The sequence below is a fragment of the Bacillus sp. MMSF_3353 genome, from assembly GCF_030733445.1.
In the GTDB taxonomy this organism is placed as follows: domain Bacteria; phylum Bacillota; class Bacilli; order Bacillales; family Bacillaceae_G; genus Bacillus_A; species Bacillus_A wiedmannii.
This window is the reverse complement of the sequence record NZ_JASHJA010000007.1, coordinates 1-19,783: the sequence shown is the minus strand read 5'-3', so window position 1 is coordinate 19,783 and position 19,783 is coordinate 1. Positions and strand designations below refer to the sequence as shown.

Below are 19,783 nucleotides of genomic sequence, written 5' to 3'. Positions count from 1 at the left end.
GGAATATTGAGAATTATGGTACAATTCAAACAAGGAATGGAGGAGAAATATATGAACGTTATACGATTAAAAGAAGATATATTTAGAGAAGCATTACGCTTATCGGAATACGCTTTTCAATATAAAGTTGATGAGGAACGATTGCAACAACAACTTACAAAGATGAAAGAAAGTCATGAAATATACGGTATTATGGAAGGGAAAGATTTAGCAGCAAAACTGCATCTTATTCCGTTTCATATATACATAGGCAAAGAAAAATTTAAAATGGGAGGCGTTGCAGGGGTAGCGACGTATCCAGAGTATAGAAGAAGCGGGTATGTAAAAGAATTGCTTCAACACTCACTTCAAACGATGAAAAATGACGGATATACAGTATCAATGCTACATCCATTTGCTGTTTCATTTTACCGTAAATACGGCTGGGAACTTTGTGCGAATCTCTTTGTATGTCATATGACAAAGAGTGATTTAGTTATGAAAAAACAAGTAAATGGTACTGTAAAACGTTTCAATAAAGAAAATCACCCAGAAGAGGTCGAAAAGATTTATGAAACATTTGCAGAACGTTTTTCCGGTATGCTAGTTCGCGATGAAAAATGGTGGTTACAAGCTGTTTATGATGATTTAACATTAGCGATTTATTACGATAAAAATAAAACGGCAGCTGGCTACATGTTATATAAAATTGAAAAAAACAAAATGACAGTAGAAGAATTTGTTCCACTGCATAATGAAGCGCGAAATGGTCTGTGGAACTTTATTTGCCAGCATGATTCTATGATTAAAGAACTTGAAATGACAGTAAGTGAAAATGAACCGTTATTATATACACTAAAAGAGCCACGCGTGAAAGCAGAAATAAAACCATATTTTATGGGCAGAATTGTAGATGTGGAGCAGTTCTTAAAACAATATGAGTTGAATTGGAACAATGCACAGCAAGAAGTGATTTTACATATTATAGATTCATTTGCACCGTGGAATAACGTTACAGTGAGGCTTGCAAATCATGAAATAACAATTATAGAAGAAGAAATAAAGGATAAAGGAATTAGGCTAGATATAAATGCATTATCTACTATAATGTTTGGATACAAACGTCCGTTAGAACTTAATGAACTAGAATTAATTAGAGGAAGTGAAGAGGAAATACGAGCGTTTGAGAATATAGTTCCGGTACGTAAAGCATTTATTTATGATTTCTTTTAAAAAATAGGGCTGTCCAAAATCAAATTTTGGGACAGCTTTCTCTTTGGTTGTCGGTTTTTGTCGGTAAGTCGATATATTTTGAAAAACGCTGATATAATTGGAGATGCGCCGATATATCCTGAGAATCGCTGATATAATTAGATTTGCGCTGATATATTCTAATAATCGTTGATATAATTTTTTCACTAAAACGCAACCATACTTTGTCACGCACTTGACTTTTATTCCCTGTAATTTATAATTAAAAACGGAATGAATTTTCATTCCTGGAAATAGAGGTGGAAAAAATGGCTAAAAACAAACAAGAGGATATTTTTGATGCTGCGATGCAACTTTTCGCAGAGCGTGGTTACGATGGTACGACAATTCCAATGATCGCTGAAAAGGCAAAAGTCGGTGCGGGTACTATTTATCGCTATTTTGAAAATAAAGAGGCACTTGTTAACTCATTATTTTCAAAAAGTATGTTAGAGCTTTCTGAAATGATAAAAACGGATTTTCCTGTTGAAGCAAATATTCGTGAACAGTTTAGTCATACGTACAACCGTTTATTTGAATTTGCGAGAAACAATGTGGATGCTTTTTTATTTACAAATTCTCACTGTGATAGTTATTTTCTTGATGAACAGAGTAAGAAAATATTTGATGATTTTATAGGCTTCTTTATGAATATCATTGAAGATGGAATCGCAAAAGGTTTTCTTCGTCCATTGCCTCCAGTTGCTTTAATTATTATTGTATATCAACCGTTAGAACAATTAACGAAAGTAATTGCAACAGGGCAATTAGAATACTCGAAAGAGTTAGTAAAAGAACTGGAAGAAAGCTCTTGGAATGCTATTAGAATCATCTGATTCTATAGCTAATAAGTATAGGAATGAACATTCATTCCGCTAAAGGTAGTTTAATAGAGTTTAAAAAATAATGTAATAGAATGATAGGAATGAACGTTCATTCCTAAAAAGTATTTTTAAAAGGATAGGAATGAATATTCATTCCCTTTAAATTTTCAAAACGGGAGATGATTAAAATGAGTAAGCTGAAAAATTGGAGAAGTTTATCTTTTCTATTATGGATAGTTATTACTATTACAATGATCGTAACGATGCCTAATATGGATAAATTAGTGAAAGAAAAAGGGCACATTACGATTCCTAATACAGAACAAAGTAGTATTGCTGACAAGATGATAAAAGAGATGGATAAAGACGGGACTGAAAAGTATGAAATTATAGCTGTTTTTAATAGTGGAAGTAAAACAGCTTTAACAACTGAGCAAAAAGAGGAGATAATAAAAACAATCAATGCTTTACAAAATGAAAAAGTGAAATTAGGAATTAAGGAAGTTGTTTCACATTTAGATAATAAAGATTTGGAAAAACAATTGATATCTAAAGACAATACGACCATTTTAACGCAAATCTCTGTAGATAAAAAAAATGGTGAAATATCAAAAGTTGCAAATGGGCTTCATAAAAAAGTGCAAACGAAAGGGGTAAAAACGTACTTAACAGGAAGTGATTTAATAGCGGGTGATTTTCTTACTTCCTCTCAAGAGGGAGTGAAGAAGACAGAAGTTATTTCTATCATTTTCATTCTAGTTGTATTAATCATTGTATTTCGTTCACCAATTGTTCCAATTGTATCTCTTCTTACAGTGGGTGTATCATATTTAGTTTCAATGGGGATTATTGCCCATCTAGTAGATCAATTTAATTTTCCGTTTTCTAACTTTACACAAGTGTTTGTAGTTGTTGTCTTGTTTGGAGTTGGAACAGACTATAACATTTTATTATATACAAGATTTAAAGAAGAATTAAGTAAACAAGAAAATGCATTTTTGGCTACGAAAGAAACGTTTAAATCAGCAGGGAAAACCGTTTTATATAGCGGGATAGCAGTACTAATCGGTTTTGTATCTCTTGCTTTAGCGAGTTTTAAATTATATCAATCTACTTCAGCAGTAGCAATTGGTGTCGCAGTATTATTACTCGTATTAACTACGTTAAATCCATTTTTCATGGTGCTTTTAGGAAAAGGAATGTTTTATCCAGTTAAAACATTTAAAGGTCATGAGGATAGTCGATTATGGGGATTTCTTGCGAAAAACTCAGTAGCAAGACCATTTGTCGCTTTAATCATTGTATTTGTGATATCGATTCCTTTCGTAATGAAATACTCTAACACACTAAATTACAATGATTTATTTGAAGTAGATAATAAATATGAATCGAAAATGGGGATTAACGTAATAGAAGAGCATTTTCCACCAGGTTTTTCTTCACCAAGTACGTTAGTCATTCAATCAGATAACAAGTTAGATGAGGCGAGTTCGCTTCAAACTTTAGACGAACTAACTGATAAGATTTTGAAAGTGAAAGGTGTTTCAGAAGTATATTCACCGACGCGTCCAACCGGTGAAAGGATAAAAGAACTATATATAAATAAACAAGCGGGAGAACTAAATACAGGATTAGGAGATGCCAATGGTGGTATAAAGGAAATTAATGATGGATTAACTTCTGCGAAAGATAAAATGGGTAGTAAAGATTCAAATAGTCTTGCAAACGTTCAAAAATTAATTGATGGAACAACGGAAGCGAAAAATGGTGTAACAGCATTAGGAACAGCTTTAGATCAACTTTCAAATGGCATAAATGACGGAGCACAAGGTGCGCAGCAAATTGAGAGTGGGTTAACTTCAGTAAATGAAAATATTAGTGTATTATCTAATGCAACTTCACAACTTCATGCTGGCTATGCGCAGTTAGAAAAAGGTTTAAGTTCTTACGATCAATACTTCGGAAGTATTTCTCAAGCGATTGATGGGGCGAAAAAAGGTTACGAACAAATTGAAATGTTAATGACGAATTTCATTCAAACGAAACCAGAATTAACAAATGATCCGAACATACTGCAAACGATAGGGATCGCTAAAGAGGCTCAAAAGCAATTAGGTGGGCTTTCAAATGAATTAAACCAATTAGCAACGCAGCACAAAGCGGCGATGGGTTCATTTAAAGAAGCAAATCAATCGTTATCGAAAGTGGATAACGGCTTAAAAGGCATGAGCGATGGAGTTACTAAGTTACAAAAAGGAGCAGCTGATCTTAAAAATGGATTAAATGAAGGTGCTTCAGGCTCAAAACAAATTGCGAACAAGTCATCTGAGTTACAAACCGGATTAACAAAAATAAATGATGGGCAAGGCCAGTTATTAACCGGGCTGAAAGACTTGCAAGAACAGATGGGGCAATTACAATCAGGATTATCTAAAAGTACAGAAGGGCTTGAAAAGGTAAGTAACGGTCTAGGAGATGCTCAAAAATATTTAGGAGAACTAAATGAATCAAAAAGCTCTGCGAAATTTTATATACCAAAAGAAGTTTTAGAGGGGGAAGATTTCCAAAAAGCATTGAATACGTACATGTCACAAGATAGAAAGACTGCTAAAATGACAATCATTTTAGACGTAAATCCGTATTCAAAAGAAGCAATGCCAATCATTGAAGAAATTAATAAAACGATAGACGGTACGTTAAATGGTACAGAATTAAAATCGGTGAAAAAAGCAATCGGCGGTACAACAGCTAGAAACGTTGATTTAAAAGAAGTAACAGGCCAAGATTTCTTACGTACAGCTACAATTATGTTAATTGGAATTGCGATTGTATTAATCGTTATTACACGGTCATTTTTAAATACAATCTTTATTATTGGATCTTTAATATTAGCTTATTTTGCATCACTTGGCATAAGTGAACAAATTAGTATACACGTATTAAACGTAGAGTCATTAAGCTGGAATGTGCCATTCTTTAGTTTTATTATGATTGTCGCTTTAGGTGTGGATTATAGCATTTTCGTAATGATGCGATACAATGAGTTAGAAGGGGATCCCGCAACGAAAATTGTAAATGCATCTCGTCACATAGGAGGAGTTGTATTATCAGCGGCACTTATTTTAGGCGGAACATTTGCTGCATTAATCCCTTCAGGTGTATTGACGCTTATACAAGTAGCATCTGTTGTTGGTGTTGCACTGTTACTACTAGCTATCATTGTGATGCCAATATTACTACCTGCTTTAATAGGATTAACGAGTAAAATGAAGAATTATACGAAGAAATTAAGTAAAAGAAAATAAGAAGAATCCCCTTTTAAAAGGGGATTCTTCTTATTTAATAAACTTTTCCATCACGTCTTTATATTTTGCAAACTTTTCATCTTTCATTTCGCCATTTATTTGTATAGGAAGTGAGCGATAAACATTATGCTCCAATTATAAATATTTTGTTCAAAATAACTCCTCTTTAAATTGTGAAATTTGCTTCTATATAATATTGTTTCGTTAAAAAACAAACATTTTATTCAAGGTAGAAAAGGGATGAATAGCAATCAACCGTTGCTATTCATCCATCTTCTACTATATAATAGCTATAGTCTACAATAATTGAGTCGTAATATGCGATTTTTTAAGACAATCGGTGAGAAAACGCTGAAATAAGCGGTATTAGTAGGAGGACACAAATGATTACAGTAAGTAACGTTAGTTTGCGTTTCGCGGATCGCAAATTGTTTGAAGATGTTAACATAAAATTCACGCCAGGTAACTGCTACGGTTTAATCGGAGCAAACGGTGCGGGTAAATCAACATTTCTAAAGATTTTATCTGGAGAAATCGAACAATCAACAGGTGATATACATATTACGCCAGGTGAGCGTCTAGCAGTGTTAAAACAGAACCACTTCGAATATGAAGAGTTCCCAGTATTAGAAACAGTAATTATGGGTCACACGCAACTTTATAAAGTAATGCAAGAGAAAAATGCCATTTACATGAAAGAAGATTTTAGTGATGAAGATGGTATGCGTGCTGCTGAACTTGAAGGTGAGTTCGCTGAGCTTAACGGTTGGGAAGCAGAATCAGAAGCTGCAATCCTTCTTAAAGGTTTAGGTATTGGTGAAGATGTTCATGATAAGAAATTGTCAGAATTAACTGGGGCAGAGAAAGTAAAAGTATTACTTGCTCAAGCATTATTCGGTAAACCTGACATTCTATTACTAGATGAGCCTACCAACCACTTGGACTTAAAAGCGATTCAATGGTTAGAAAACTTCTTAATGAACTTTGAAAATACAGTAATCGTTGTATCCCATGACCGTCACTTCTTAAATAAAGTTTGTACGCATATGGCTGATCTTGATTTCGGTAAAATTCAACTTTATGTTGGTAACTATGACTTCTGGTATGAGTCAAGCCAATTAGCTTTAAAATTAACACAAGATGCTAATAAGAAAAAAGAAGAGAAAGTAAAAGAGTTACAAAACTTCATTGCACGCTTTAGCTCAAACGCATCTAAAGCGAAACAAGCAACTTCTCGTAAAAAATTATTAGATAAAATTACATTAGATGATATTAGACCATCATCACGTCGTTACCCATTTGTTGGCTTTACACCTGAGCGTGAAATAGGAAATGACTTATTAACTGTTGAAGGTCTTTCTAAAACAATTGATGGTGAAAAAGTGTTAGATAATGTGTACTTCACTTTAAATAAAGGTGATAAAGTTGCATTTATCGGTCGTAACGATATTGCGATGACAACATTATTTAAAATCCTTATGGGTGAAATGGAGCCAGATAGCGGTTCATTCAAATGGGGCGTTACAACATCTCAATCTTACTTCCCAAGAGATAACTCTAAATACTTTGAGAATAGTGACTCCAACTTAGTTGATTGGTTACGCCAATTCTCTCCACAAGATGAGTCAGAAAGCTTCTTACGTGGTTTCTTAGGCCGTATGTTATTCTCAGGTGAAGAAGTTAAGAAGAAAGTTTCTGTATTATCTGGAGGCGAAAAAGTTCGTTGTATGCTATCTAAAATGATGTTAAGTGGTGCGAACGTAATCACACTTGACGATCCAACGAACCACTTAGACCTTGAGTCTATCACTGCATTAAACAACGGTTTAATCGCATTTAAAGGTACAATGTTATTCACATCTCATGACCATCAGTTCGTACAAACAATTGCAAACCGCATTATCGAAGTAACGCCAAACGGTGTAATCGATAAAGAGGCTACTTACGATGAGTTCTTAGAAAATGAAGAACTTCAAAAACAAGTAGAAGCAATGTACAAAGGTCAATAATAAATGATGAAAAACCTCGCTCTCTTTATGAGAGCGAGGTTTTTTTATAATCTTTTATTTTATGAATTGTGAATAATTATACAGAAATAACTTTAGAGAAGAAAAGACCTTTTGATGTTACATATAGAGAAAGGACTGTATTAAGAATAAACTTGAAATATATGAAGGAATTTAATATACACCGAAAAAAACAAATACTATCTATTGTGAATTTCACTATATTACATTAATGTTCCAGAACTGGAGACATATTTATTTGCGAAGCAGTAAATAAAGGTTTATAGTATGTGGAGTCATAATTAGTGGATGAGACTTGGGAGAAAACAGAAAATGTTACAAATTTATTTTATTAAATAGAAACCAAGGTCAAAATGTCTAGAAAGAAATAGTTGAATAAATACTAGCTTCAAATTATAATTACTAATATTCTTCATTTAGTTAAACAAACAAAATCTATTTGAAGATAAAAAATTGAATAGAGACAGACTTATAAAAAAATAAGCCTTGGATGATCAAAAGAGGTGGAGAGATGAAGCAATTACTATTAAAGAGTAAGCGAGTGTTAAGCAATCACTTTGGATTTTTCGTGTTTGCCATTATTTTATTCTGGTTAAAAACATACGCAGCATATGTGACAGAATTTAATTTAGGGATATCCAACACAATCCAAAAGTTTTTACTGTTTTTCAACCCGTTAAGCTCAGCAGTTTTATTTTTAGGGCTCGCATTATTTGCAAAGGGGAAACGTGCTTACATTTGGTTAATTGTTATTAATTTGTTAATGTCTATACTGTTATACGCAAACGTAGTATATTATCGCTTTTTCAGTGACTTTATTACGTTCCCGACATTAACACAAACGAATAACTTTGGAGATTTAGGTGGTAGTATTTTTGCATTGCTACACGCATATGATCCACTATATTTCCTAGATACAATCATTTTAATTGTTTTAGTTGCAACAAAATTTGCAAATCCAAAACCAATTCGTGTTGCGAAACATAAATTATCACTAGTATTTGTAGCAGGTATTTTATTATTCAGCATTAACTTAGGTCTTGCAGAATCTGATCGTCCTGAATTATTAACAAGAACATTTGACCGTAATTATATTGTGAAATATTTAGGGGCATACAACTATACGATTTATGATGGCATTCAAAGTGCGAAAGCATCAACAGAACGAGCGTTAGCTGATGGAGATAATATGACAGAGGTTAGAAATTATCTTGCATCAACATATGCAAGTCCAAATCCTGAGTACTTTGGTAAAGGAAAAGGAATGAACGTAATTTATATTCATTTAGAATCATTCCAAAACTTTTTAATTGATTATAAATTAAATGGGCAAGAAGTTACACCGTTCTTAAACTCATTTACAAAAGATGCGAATACGCTATACTTTGATAACTTCTTCCATCAAACAGGACAAGGTAAAACATCTGATGCTGAGTTCATGCTAGAAAACTCAATGTATGGGTTACCACAAGGATCTGTTTTTACAAATAAAGCTCATAACACGTATCAATCAGCACCAGCTATTTTAGGTCAACAAGGATACACATCAGCTGTATTCCACGGTAATTACAAAACGTTCTGGAACCGTGATGATATTTATAAATCATTTGGTTTCAATAAATTTTTTGATGCGTCATACTATGATATGAATGAAAAAGATGTAGTAAACTATGGATTAAAAGATAAACCGTTCTTTAACGAATCTATACCATTATTACAAACATTGAAACAACCGTTCTATACGAAGTTCATTACGTTATCAAACCATTTCCCTTATCCAATTGATAAAGAGGAAGCGACGATTGAACCAGCTAAAACAGGTGACTCTTCAGTAGATACGTATTTCCAAACAGCACGTTATTTAGATGAGTCTGTAAAAGGATTCTTGGATTACTTGAAACAATCTGGTTTATACGATAACTCAATTATCGTTATGTACGGTGATCATTACGGTATTTCTGATAATCATGGCGCAGCAATGTCACAAATAATGGGTAAAGAAATGAACTCATTTGAAAATGCACAACTACAACGTGTACCATTAATCATTCGTGTTCCAGGAATGAAGGGCGGCGTACAACATCAATACGGCGGAGAAATTGATGTTCTTCCGACACTATTACACTTACTAGGTACAGATACGAAAAATTATGTCCAGTTCGGATCAGATTTATTATCACCAGAGCATAAACAAGTCGTTCCATTCCGTAACGGTAACTACGTAAGTCCAACAGTGACTGCACTAAACGGCAAATACTATGATACAGCGACTGGTGACGCTGTTGAATTAACAGACGAAATAAAACAAAATGAACAAATGGTTCAAAAATCACTAAAATACTCTGACCAAGTCGTAAACGGAGACTTATTACGATTCTACACACCGGAAGGTTTTACACCAGTAGATCGTTCGAAGTACAACTATAACCATCGTGATAAAAATAAAACGAAGGTAAAGACGACTGAAGACGGGGAAACGAAATAAATATTAAAGAGCGCTACTCATTTGAGTAGCGCTTTTGTTTGTACATATAACGTTGTCATTATATAGAATTATCTTTCGTTTTTTGTTTCATCTTTCCAAAGAATACTACACCGGCAATGATAATAATGATAAATGCCCATTTTATGAAAGGATTACTTTCGAAAAATCCAGCGAACCATTTCTCATCTACAATCATTTTCGCAGCAGTATAAGCTAAAACAGCTGCTCCAATCGTAATGATGACAGGGAATCTATCCACCCATTTTAAAATTAAGGTACTGCCCCATACTACTACTGGAATAGATACTAATAGTCCAATGATTACTAAAGAAAAATTACCATGCGCAGCTCCTGCAACAGCGAGAACATTATCAATTCCCATTAATGCATCAGCTATAATAATGGTTTTAATAGCAGACCAAAATCCTTCTTCTGCCTTAATATCATGATCTTTACCTTCAGCAATTAATTTGTAAGCGATCCATATAAGGAGTACACCACCAATTAGAAGTAGCCCTGGTATTTTTAATAACCAAACGACAACTAAAGTAGCGAGGGCTCTAATCGCGATTGCCCCGATAGTTCCCCAAATAATAACTTTCTTTTGCTGATCTTTCGGTAATCGCCTTGCTGCTAACCCAATTACAATGGCATTATCACCGGCTAACACTAAATCAATTACAATGATGGCAAGTAAGGCAGACAAATATTCGGTTGAAAGAAAATCCATATACACATCACTCCTTAAGAGTAATATGTGCTAAAGTGTTGATAATATAAAAAATAGGATTGAATTTGTATACTCAATCCATAATTTCTTACTGTATTTTGATATATATGTTTTAATGCCGTATAATTCGCTTTTGCAATTTTTTTTGCTTGTCGTTTCTTTTTCTTAATTTTCGATTCATCTTTTTGATACGATTTTCTTTTCTATTATCCCAGTTATTACTTCTGATTTCATTAATAGATTTATCTTCCTTAGCACGAAAACGTCTGACTTTTTTTACAAAGGAAAGGGGGATTTTGCCGATAACACCTTGTTTTTCTAATGAGGCCTCTTTACCTTTATACCAATCAGGATGAGATAATAAATAGTCGAAGTCGAATATTAATCTGTACTCTTCATCCATAAAAGTAAACCAGTCTTTTAATGTTCGTTTATTTGTTTGATGAAAATACATAGAGCTAGCAGTCATGGCACAACACCAGTAACTAATATCACTCCATAGTACCCATTCATTCGGCACATCAAGTGTTAAAATTACCATTTTTGAATTTTCTCTACCCCAGGCTTTAGTATTTCGATCTGGATAATTATTTGCTTCCCAGACCCAAATAGGATAGTTACCTTCGTAGTGGAGTAATCTTTTTTTAGCTACACGTACCATCCAATCGTATGAATATATAAAATCGGGATCGATGTTTTCTTTACTTCCTTCTAAATAACCAAGTTTTTTAAATTGTTTCCATGCTGTTTCAGTTTGAACTGTATATACTATCATGTGACACCTACTCATTTAAATTAGCCTATAGTATAACATGACATGTTTTTAATTTAAATTAATGTGATTCTTAATTTCTATTCATATAAGGGAAGTAGGGAGTTGAATTGAATATACGAGAAGTAATACCCAATGCGATAAAAAAAGACTCAATAACCTACTAGAGGAAATCAAGTCTTTTTCATTACATACGATTATCGTGCCAGAAGTTTAATGGGAAGTGTTCGTTCTCACTATAACTTTCTAATTCATATCCTTTTTCTTTCAGCCCCTTAATAATTCCAGGTACTGCTTTAACGGATTGTGGATGAATGTCGTGCATAAGAATAACTTCTGTCGGTTTGTTAGCACCATTTAGAACGTTTTCGACAATTTTAGCTGATGCAGCATCAACAGGCATTTTGTTATATTTCCAGTCTAAAGAATCAATTGTCCAATCCCAAACTTTCAAGCCATTTTCAACAACTTTGTTACGAAGAGCTTCATTTAATCCTGGCATTGAACCGTAAGATGGACGAGTTAATACTGGTGATTTACCTAGAACGCCAGCGATTAAGCCTTGGTCTTCCTTCATTTCATCTACGTAATGACCTTCTGTGTAAAGTTTCTTGTAGTTATGAGTCATACTGTGCATCCCAACATAGTGGCCTTCAGCATCTTCACGTTTTACAAGATCAGGGAATGCTTTTACGTTTGAACCAATTAGGAAAAATGTTGCTTTTGCATTTTCTCTCTTTAACATATCTAAAAGCTCAGCTGTGTATTTTCCAGGACCATCATCAAATGTTAAATAAGCTACTTTTCTAACTTGCCCATTATATTGTTTTGGAGCTTCTTTCGGTGCAAGAGATGATTGAATTTCACTTACAAGTTGAACAGATTTTGCTTCATCCTCTGTACTTGCTAGAGCAATATGTGCTGATCCTAAAGCTGCTTCGTATGTAAATAATACCCCCGCGCAAATCAACATAGCCCTTTTTACTAAAGTTGTCATTCGAATTCCATTGTGCATAATTTTCCTTCTCTCTATAAAAGTTCTACTCTACTATATTAGCAATTATAGGGAGGTAATTGCAAAAAAACTTTTTTACAAGTGCAAAAAAGTTTGTTCAAAAATATGCAAGATTTTGTATCAATTGCAGTCTTGAAAAAACAGGGTGATTTTAATGTTTATTATGAAAATTTTCAGGAATTAAATTTGGTTCTTCTAATAATGATGTAGGTGGTTTTTAGGAGAATCGATATCAAAATGAAAGGGGACTAATCATACTTTCGTAGCATTTCATTTTCATTCCAATTATTGATTCGAATATTTTTGTTTTCTATTAAAATATTGGTATAGAAAAAATTAAATTTTAGTCTGGGGAACATTTGATATTATCGGAAGAACTATTTATTTCATCTCAATATTTACATAACTACTTTTATATGAATTTAATACTAAAGTCCTACTATTTATAAACTAATAGGTCTTTCAACTTAGGTAGTTCTCACACTAATGAGGGATATGAAAGGAAATATATGTAACTTATAATAATTACTATAAAGCTTTGGAAAATGAAAAGGAGGAGATTTGCATGAAGAATTGGGTTCAATTTAGAATGGCAAGACCAACAGATAAATTTGAAGAAGTTATAAGTTTTTATGAGACGGGGTTAGGATTAAAGCGTATAGGAGAATTTCACAATCATGAAGGATATGATGGAGTTATGTTTGGATTACCGGATGCCGAGTATCATTTGGAGTTTACAACGCATGTTAATGGAAGTCCATGTCCGGCACCGACAAAAGATAATTTACTAGTTTTTTATATGCCTAATAAAAATGAAATTGAAAAAATAGTGAATCGATTAAGTAATATGGGCTATCATGAGGTAGAACCAGAAAATCCGTATTGGATAGAGAAAGGGACCACAATAGAGGATCCAGATGGTTGGAGAATTGTACTTATGAACGCATTTGAATAAAGAAGCTCTTTTTGTATGAAATAGCACGTTTTTATAATGAAACTGGTATGAAAATAGGGACGTCTGCGGCAGCGAATTTATTAGCTGCTAAACAAATTGGAAAAGAAAAAGGTGCGAATTTTAATGTAGTTACAGTTTTTCCGGACGCAGTGTCTATAGAAGAGTGGTCAGATGTAAAGAGCTTACAACAAATATAGAGAAAATCGAATAAATAAAAGTTCTTTCATATTCTATTTCTTATACTTTGGAAAATTGATGAAATGAAAACCTGTATATGTAAAAGGTACAGGTTTTTCGTGGTTGTGTTAGTTATCTGTAGAAACTTTAAAATTTCACATACCGTATTTAAAGAAATAAATATAGGAAAACCAAAAAGTAATGTAGAATATATCGTACATACATATATGAAGTCAACATAAAAGATAAAGAGGTGGGCATATGTTACTTGAAGAAGTAATGCAGCAACTAGAGAAATATGGAACAGAACAAAATCGTAAAACGTATAAAAACCACGGAGCGAAAGAGCCACTATTCGGAGTTAGTTTTGCCAATTTAAAATTGTTAAAAAAGAAGATAAAAAAAGATCATGATTTAGCAATTTCATTATGGAAAACAAAAAATATGGATGCAATGACTTTAGCAACAATGATTTTAGAACCAAAGCAAGTTACGACAGAACAGCTAAACAAATGGGTACAGGAAGTTGATTATTATTGTTTAATGGACGTTTTGATGACGGCTATTTGTACGTCGCCAATCGCGATAGAAAGAATGGAAGAATGGACAAAGTCTGATGATGAATGGATTGGAAGAGCAGGATGGTCTCTATTAGCAAATATAGCGATTAAAAATAAAACGTTACATGATGAATTCTTCACTCCGTATCTAGAAGAGATTAAAGCAAATATACATAATGAAAAAAATAGAAAAAAAGAAGCGATGAATAGTGCTTTAATCGCGATAGGAATTCGTAATGAAGACTTTGAGAGAAAAGCGATTGAAATTGCACGTGAAATTGGGAAAGTACAAGTTGATCACGGGGCAACGTCATGCAAAACACCAGACGCAGAACCGTATATACAAAAGGCGAGAGAAAGAGCTGAAAAAAAGAAAGTGAAATAAGAAAAGGGGAACGGTTATGAAACCAATGAAAGCAGCACAAAGCATAATTACATCACAATTTCCGAATTGTGATGTAGCTTTACTGGGAGGAAGCGTTGTAAGAGGAGAAGCGACAAAAACATCTGATCTGGACATTGTTATAGTTGATCAAAATTTACCGTCTTGTTATAGAGAATCTTTCTATAGTAATGGATGGCCTGTTGAAGTGTTTGTACATAATTTTGAAACGTGTAAAACCTTTTTTAAAATGGATTGTGACCGAGGGAGACCTTCGTTACCACAATTAGTTTCAGAGGGTATTGTATTAAAAGGAGAAAATGAAATTGTTGAGAAATTAAAAAGAGAAGCAAATGATTTACTAAATAAAGGGCCAGCTAAATGGACTGAAGCAATGATGAAGCAGAAACGGTATTTTATTACGGATACTTTGGACGATTTTATTGGTGCATCAAAAAGAGAAGAAGAATTGTTTATCGCGAATTTATTAGCTGATTTATTACATGAATATATATTAAGAGTAAATGGGAAATGGCTTGGAAGTTCAAAATGGTTTATAAGGGTACTTAGAAAATATGATGAACATTACGCAGATCAATTTGTAGAGGCGTTCGATCATTTTTATACAACGGGTGAGAAAAGAAACTTAATTACTTTTGTAGAAAAAACGCTAGAACAGTATGGAGGAAGAATGTTCGAAGGGTTTTCTATAGGAAAATAAAAAGGGGATAGCATAATGAATGTACCAATCGTTCAATTAAGAGAACTGACACTAGATGATGTAGAAGAGCGATATCAATGGTCATTAGATAAAGAAGTGACAAATCATTTAGTTGTACCGGATCAATATCCACCGTTCACTCGTGAAGATACGAAAAAGTGGATTGAAGCATGTATAAATCGAAAAAATGGTTATGAACAAAGAGCTATCACTACAGAAAACGGCATACATATTGGGTGGGTAGATCTTAAAAACTTTGATAAAACAAATAAAAATGCAGAACTGGGAATCGTAATTGGTAATAAAGAGTATTGGGGTAAAGGATATGGATTAGCAGCCCTATATAGAATGTTACATGTGGGATTCTTTGAATTTGAATTAGAAAAAGTTTGGCTACGTGTAGATGAAGATAATTTTCAAGCTAGAAAGAGTTATGAAAAAGCTGGTTTTGTTTGTGAAGGATTAATGAGAAATGATCGATTACGTCAAGGAAAGTTCATTCATCGTTATCGTTATAGTATGTTAAGAGAAGAATACGAATCTATAAATAGTAGTTTATAAAAATATTATGTTAACTTAAAGGAGCTGGAGATATATGATTCGATTACTTACGAAAGAAGATGCAAAACAATATTGGGAGTTACGTTTACAGGCATTACAAGTAAATCCAGAGGCATTTGTAACAACTTATGAAGAGGCGATTCGTCAAGAAAATCCTATTAAGCGAGTGGAAAATAATTTAACAGCTACTACTAGCTGTACATTCGGTGCTTTTAATGAAAAGAATCAATTAGTTGGAGTGGTTACTTTACTAACAGAAGAGAAAGAGGCGTATAAACATAAAGGTCATATCGTTGCGATGTATGTAGATGCAAGTAATCGAAGAAGTGGTCTTGCACGTGAGTTAATACGTAAGGCAATTGAAAGAGCAAGAGAAATGAGCTTAGAACAATTGAACTTAGGTGTTGTATCTACAAACGAATCAGCAAAAAAATTGTATGAATCAATGGGCTTTAAAACGTATGGGATTGAAAAGAGAGCTATAAAGATGAATGGTGTGTATAGTGATGATGAACATATGGTCTTGTTCTTTTAATAGAGGGAGTTTAGTATGAAAGATCTCCATTTAGAAAAAAATATGAACCCGCAAGTAGCAATTTTGTATGCGACGGTTACTGATACATTTAAACGACTGCAAAAGTTAGTAGAAGGTACTGATGAGAAAGAACTGTCCTTCAAAGGGGCAAAAAATAATGAAAATAGCATCGGACAACTACTTCAACATTTGGCAGTGGTTGATTTGAACTGGGTGTATCGCTTAAAAGGAGAAGCAGTTCCCCTCGCGCTTGAAAATAAATACGGAACTATGTTAAATGATGTAGGAGAACTACCAAGTTTAAGAAAACAGACGTTGCAACAATTAATGCAAGATTATGAAGCGGTGCAACATATGTTTTATGAGGAGTGTATGAAACTAACAGAAAATGATTTAACAAGGGAAGTTTTTTATGAGAAGGGAGAAACTGCGACTATAAGGTGGGGAATATGGCATATAGCCGATCATAATCGGTACCATCAAGCTCATATTAGTCAGTTAAGAAAACTATATAGAGCTAGAATAGATGCGAGATAAAGATTTCGAATTTTAATTATATTTAATTTGTTGTATAGTATAAGAAGAAACTAAACAAGGGGTTTTATAATGAAAGCTATTGCAGTAGGGATATTGGCATCATTTTTCTTTGCCTTTACCTTTGTTTTAAACCGGGCGATGGACTTAGAAGGTGGAAGCTGGATTTGGAGTGCTTCATTACGGTACTACTTTATGGTTCCAATGCTTTTACTTATTGTCATGTATAGAGGGAACTTAAAGCAACTCTTTCAATATATGAAAAATAATCCGAAAGAATGGTTAGTGTGGAGTATCGTTGGATTTGGTCTCTTCTATGCACCACTTAGTTTTGCCGGAGCTTTTGGACCTGGTTGGCTTGTTGCATCAACTTGGCAAATTACGATTGTCGCAGGAATTTTGTTAACACCATTTTTTGCAGTAGATCCATTACATAAAAAACTTCCAATAAAGGAATTAGTTATGTCTGGGGTTATTTTATGCGGTGTTGTACTCATGCAAGTAGAACATGCTTCTTCATTAGGAATTCGAGAAACCGTTTTATGTGTAGTTCCTGTACTTATTGCAGCGTTTGCGTATCCTCTTGGAAATCGAAAAATGATGCAAGTTTGTAAAGGCGAATTAGATGTATTCCAGCGAGTTCTCGGTATGACATTAGCAAGTTTACCATTTTGGTTTTTACTATCTGGTTATGAAGTATCAACAGGCGGATTACCGTCAAGTAGCCAAGTTTTCCAATGTTTTATTGTAGCAGTTAGTTCTGGTTTAATCGCGACAGTACTATTCTTCTTTGCGACAGATCTTGTAAAAGATGATCCACAAAAACTAGCAACAGTAGAAGCAACACAGTCCGGTGAAGTTTTATTTGCGCTAGTAGGAGAGCTTATCTTACTATCTGCGCCAATTCCGTCATCTTTATCTTGGATCGGAATGAGTCTTGTTATTGTCGGAATGATACTACATAGTTATGTAGCGGTCGTTGTGAAAAAAGAAGAAAAAATAACAGCGTAATGAGATTAGCTCTTTATAGAAAGAGCTAATCTTTTTTCATGGAAAGGAATGTAGAAATGAATTTGCAATGCGTGGAACAAATTGTGAAAGATCCAATTTTAAATGTGTTACAGTATGCAGTCGGGCCAAGTGAAACTAGCTTAAAGAAAGCAGTTTTATATTATGAGAGTAATAAAGGGACTTTGTACAGATATGAAGAAGAGGCTTGTATAGGTATTGAAATAATCGGAGCAAATAAAGCGAGAATATGTCACATAGCAGTCGCTCCACAATATCGTAATAAAGGAATTGCGTTGCAAATGATAAAAGAAGTAGTAAAAATGCTTCAATTAACTTATATAGAAGCAGAGACAGACAATGAGGCAGTAGAATTTTATGAAAAAATTGGTTTTCAGGTTAAAAGTTTAGGAGAAAGATATCCGGGGATTGAAAGATTTCATGTGTATTTTAAAAATAAAACATATTAAAATCATCTTAGAATATAATATCCGGAATAGGATTTGAAGAAATAGTTCGTTTTATATGTATCCTGCTATTTGTGGACAGTAAAACTCCCACCTCAAAATTTGGCTGGAGTAAGGAAGCTAGGTGGAAGCCCTGAAGCTCGTAAAAGCCCGATTGGTACGGAATAATAATTAGTGGGTGATGAACGAAACCGCCACTGCTTAAAGTTTCACTTTATTTGTTTTAATTTTAATAGCAACTAGTTATTAGTTTTTGACAAAAATGTAAGAAAGGTCGGAATGGTTAGTTGATGCTAAGGAAGGAAGTAAAATATGAGTAAATCAATAAATAATGTAACAATTGAGAAGAAGCGTGCAGTCTCATTAGATTTAGCAAGAGGTACTATGTTACTATTAATCGTACTTGCCCATGCACCGCTTTACTTGTATGCTGCAGATCCTGGAATTATGCATAGGGTGGAAAGCGGAAGTTTCTTTGATCAAATTGTAAACCTTTTTGGTATATTCATAATTGATAACCGTGCAAGAGCGATGTTTGCCGTATTATTAGGCTACGGTTTGGTTCTAGCACTCGAAGGGCAAATATCAAAAGGGAAAAATGAAAATCATGCTGTAAAAATAGTAAGAAGACGCTCTTGGTATTTAATACTGTTTGGGGTTGTGTTAGCAGTATTAATTGGAGGACAAGATATTCTTATGGCCTATGGTATAGCCGGGCTTCTTGTTAGCCCGCTATTAAAGTGTAAAATGAAAACATTAATTCGAACATTTACGATTATCACTATATTGTATATCATTTTTATCCCAATAATATGGGGATTTAATATGCAAGCAATAGGCGATTACGGTTTTTCACCAGATGTTTCAGCAAAAGACACGTATCTAAGTACTACAATGTTACGATTACTTTTCTTTCCTGTTATACCTGTTCTCATCCATTTTATGTTCCCAATTCTTCCTTCGGTAATTCTTGGTTTGTGGATTGCTAGATATCAGTTATTAATAAAACCAGAGCAAAATTTGAAAAAATTATATTATATAACAATTATAGGATTAGCAATTTCCTTAATAGGTGCTTTGCCTCTATCTTTTATAGGGACTTTATGGTATCCAAGTGTATTTACAGCTGGAATGATAAATGGAATCCATATTTTAACTGGAATTGTTGGAGGATTAGCATATGCAACGGGTTTCGGTATAATAGGGAGTAAATTGAAAAATCTAGGGTACTTTAGCCTTTCATTAATTGCTTTGGGAAAGCGCTCATTAACATTTTTTGTTTTGAATGAGGCACTGCTTGTTATACTTTTATCACCTGTAGCATTTGATTTAGGAGGGCATGTAAGTAACGCTCTTGCTGCATTGATAGCTATAAGTATTTGGATATTGTCTGTCATATTAGCTACAATAATGGAGAAAAACAATCTGAATGGACCATTAGAGATTTTATTGAGACGTTTAATATATAAAAATAAAACAATTGAAAGACGACCCA

At 33.6% G+C, this 19,783-nt stretch carries 17 protein-coding genes and 1 pseudogene; 15 read left to right on the top strand and 3 right to left on the bottom strand.

The genetic code is table 11. The annotated features are described in order from the left end of the window. Window positions 1-51: 51 nt before the first annotated feature. From RBB48_RS16855 to ltaS, 5 genes are all read left to right on the top strand, one after another. Window positions 52-1,212: a GNAT family N-acetyltransferase gene (locus RBB48_RS16855; protein ID WP_142310525.1), complete on the top strand. Its 1,161-nt coding sequence runs from the start codon at window positions 52-54 to the stop codon at window positions 1,210-1,212. 287 nt (window positions 1,213-1,499) lie between these two features. Beyond that, complete coding sequence (locus RBB48_RS16850; protein WP_088063780.1) at window positions 1,500-2,066, top strand: TetR/AcrR family transcriptional regulator; 567 nt, start codon at window positions 1,500-1,502, stop codon at window positions 2,064-2,066. A 176-nt stretch (window positions 2,067-2,242) separates the two neighbouring features. Further along, complete coding sequence (locus tag RBB48_RS16845) at window positions 2,243-5,359, top strand: MMPL family transporter (protein WP_142398685.1); 3,117 nt, start codon at window positions 2,243-2,245, stop codon at window positions 5,357-5,359. 383 nt (window positions 5,360-5,742) lie between these two features. Next, on the top strand, window positions 5,743-7,368 hold the full coding sequence (locus RBB48_RS16840; protein ID WP_000633870.1) for an ABC-F family ATP-binding cassette domain-containing protein: 1,626 nt from the start codon (window positions 5,743-5,745) through the stop codon (window positions 7,366-7,368). Between the two features lie 529 nt (window positions 7,369-7,897). Next, window positions 7,898-9,871, top strand: a complete 1,974-nt coding sequence (ltaS, locus tag RBB48_RS16835) for a lipoteichoic acid synthase (RefSeq protein ID WP_306007868.1) — start codon at window positions 7,898-7,900, stop codon at window positions 9,869-9,871. A 58-nt stretch (window positions 9,872-9,929) separates the two neighbouring features. Here ltaS and RBB48_RS16830 read toward each other — a convergent pair whose 3' ends face one another. From RBB48_RS16830 to RBB48_RS16820, 3 genes are all read right to left on the bottom strand, one after another. Continuing rightward, a complete protein-coding gene (locus tag RBB48_RS16830; protein WP_088082048.1) occupies window positions 9,930-10,601 on the bottom strand; it encodes a TerC family protein in 672 nt (223 codons plus the stop codon). 112 nt (window positions 10,602-10,713) lie between these two features. After that, complete coding sequence (locus RBB48_RS16825; RefSeq protein WP_306007867.1) at window positions 10,714-11,376, bottom strand: DUF3841 domain-containing protein; 663 nt, start codon at window positions 11,374-11,376, stop codon at window positions 10,714-10,716. A 184-nt stretch (window positions 11,377-11,560) separates the two neighbouring features. Then, window positions 11,561-12,388 carry a peptidoglycan-N-acetylglucosamine deacetylase gene (locus RBB48_RS16820; protein ID WP_060487153.1) on the bottom strand — a complete coding sequence of 276 codons (828 nt, stop codon included), beginning with the start codon at window positions 12,386-12,388 and terminating at the stop codon, window positions 11,561-11,563. Between the two features lie 565 nt (window positions 12,389-12,953). Between RBB48_RS16820 and RBB48_RS16815 the strand changes: the two genes are divergently transcribed. The 10 genes and pseudogenes from RBB48_RS16815 to RBB48_RS16770 form a co-directional block, all read left to right on the top strand. Continuing rightward, window positions 12,954-13,343 carry a VOC family protein gene (locus tag RBB48_RS16815; RefSeq protein WP_087983772.1) on the top strand — a complete coding sequence of 130 codons (390 nt, stop codon included), beginning with the start codon at window positions 12,954-12,956 and terminating at the stop codon, window positions 13,341-13,343. Window positions 13,344-13,354: 11 nt separating this feature from the next. Continuing rightward, window positions 13,355-13,540, top strand: a pseudogene (locus tag RBB48_RS16810) (cysteine synthase family protein); the annotation flags it as partial. A 241-nt stretch (window positions 13,541-13,781) separates the two neighbouring features. After that, window positions 13,782-14,465, top strand: coding sequence for a DNA alkylation repair protein (locus RBB48_RS16805; RefSeq protein ID WP_088063776.1), 684 nt, complete (start codon window positions 13,782-13,784; stop codon window positions 14,463-14,465). A 16-nt stretch (window positions 14,466-14,481) separates the two neighbouring features. Continuing rightward, window positions 14,482-15,183, top strand: coding sequence for a nucleotidyltransferase domain-containing protein (locus RBB48_RS16800; protein ID WP_088063775.1), 702 nt, complete (start codon window positions 14,482-14,484; stop codon window positions 15,181-15,183). Window positions 15,184-15,198: 15 nt separating this feature from the next. Next, the gene (locus tag RBB48_RS16795) at window positions 15,199-15,744 is read left to right on the top strand and encodes a GNAT family N-acetyltransferase (protein WP_088063774.1); all 546 of its coding nucleotides are present in this window, start codon (window positions 15,199-15,201) and stop codon (window positions 15,742-15,744) included. Window positions 15,745-15,778: 34 nt separating this feature from the next. Further along, window positions 15,779-16,279, top strand: a complete 501-nt coding sequence (locus RBB48_RS16790; RefSeq protein WP_088063773.1) for a GNAT family N-acetyltransferase — start codon at window positions 15,779-15,781, stop codon at window positions 16,277-16,279. Between the two features lie 15 nt (window positions 16,280-16,294). Beyond that, window positions 16,295-16,816: a DinB family protein gene (locus RBB48_RS16785; protein WP_088063772.1), complete on the top strand. Its 522-nt coding sequence runs from the start codon at window positions 16,295-16,297 to the stop codon at window positions 16,814-16,816. A gap of 69 nt (window positions 16,817-16,885) precedes the next feature. Further along, complete coding sequence (locus tag RBB48_RS16780) at window positions 16,886-17,824, top strand: DMT family transporter (protein WP_087980770.1); 939 nt, start codon at window positions 16,886-16,888, stop codon at window positions 17,822-17,824. A 56-nt stretch (window positions 17,825-17,880) separates the two neighbouring features. Further along, window positions 17,881-18,291, top strand: coding sequence for a GNAT family N-acetyltransferase (locus tag RBB48_RS16775; RefSeq protein ID WP_306007919.1), 411 nt, complete (start codon window positions 17,881-17,883; stop codon window positions 18,289-18,291). A 309-nt stretch (window positions 18,292-18,600) separates the two neighbouring features. Next, the coding region (locus RBB48_RS16770) for a DUF418 domain-containing protein (RefSeq protein WP_306007866.1) at window positions 18,601-19,783 on the top strand (1,183 nt) is incomplete at its 3' end.

What these genes read in the sequence shown, in the direction of transcription:
- RBB48_RS16855 (WP_142310525.1), top strand. Translation starts at nt 52, where the DNA reads ATGAACGTTATACGATTAAAAGAAGATATATTTAGAGAAGCATTACGC.
- RBB48_RS16850 (WP_088063780.1), top strand. Translation starts at nt 1,500, where the DNA reads ATGGCTAAAAACAAACAAGAGGATATTTTTGATGCTGCGATGCAACTT.
- RBB48_RS16845 (WP_142398685.1), top strand. Translation starts at nt 2,243, where the DNA reads ATGAGTAAGCTGAAAAATTGGAGAAGTTTATCTTTTCTATTATGGATA.
- RBB48_RS16840 (WP_000633870.1), top strand. Translation starts at nt 5,743, where the DNA reads ATGATTACAGTAAGTAACGTTAGTTTGCGTTTCGCGGATCGCAAATTG.
- ltaS (WP_306007868.1), top strand. Translation starts at nt 7,898, where the DNA reads ATGAAGCAATTACTATTAAAGAGTAAGCGAGTGTTAAGCAATCACTTT.
- RBB48_RS16830 (WP_088082048.1), bottom strand. Translation starts at nt 10,601, where the DNA reads ATGGATTTTCTTTCAACCGAATATTTGTCTGCCTTACTTGCCATCATT.
- RBB48_RS16825 (WP_306007867.1), bottom strand. Translation starts at nt 11,376, where the DNA reads ATGATAGTATATACAGTTCAAACTGAAACAGCATGGAAACAATTTAAA.
- RBB48_RS16820 (WP_060487153.1), bottom strand. Translation starts at nt 12,388, where the DNA reads ATGCACAATGGAATTCGAATGACAACTTTAGTAAAAAGGGCTATGTTG.
- RBB48_RS16815 (WP_087983772.1), top strand. Translation starts at nt 12,954, where the DNA reads ATGAAGAATTGGGTTCAATTTAGAATGGCAAGACCAACAGATAAATTT.
- RBB48_RS16805 (WP_088063776.1), top strand. Translation starts at nt 13,782, where the DNA reads ATGTTACTTGAAGAAGTAATGCAGCAACTAGAGAAATATGGAACAGAA.
- RBB48_RS16800 (WP_088063775.1), top strand. Translation starts at nt 14,482, where the DNA reads ATGAAACCAATGAAAGCAGCACAAAGCATAATTACATCACAATTTCCG.
- RBB48_RS16795 (WP_088063774.1), top strand. Translation starts at nt 15,199, where the DNA reads ATGAATGTACCAATCGTTCAATTAAGAGAACTGACACTAGATGATGTA.
- RBB48_RS16790 (WP_088063773.1), top strand. Translation starts at nt 15,779, where the DNA reads ATGATTCGATTACTTACGAAAGAAGATGCAAAACAATATTGGGAGTTA.
- RBB48_RS16785 (WP_088063772.1), top strand. Translation starts at nt 16,295, where the DNA reads ATGAAAGATCTCCATTTAGAAAAAAATATGAACCCGCAAGTAGCAATT.
- RBB48_RS16780 (WP_087980770.1), top strand. Translation starts at nt 16,886, where the DNA reads ATGAAAGCTATTGCAGTAGGGATATTGGCATCATTTTTCTTTGCCTTT.
- RBB48_RS16775 (WP_306007919.1), top strand. Translation starts at nt 17,881, where the DNA reads ATGAATTTGCAATGCGTGGAACAAATTGTGAAAGATCCAATTTTAAAT.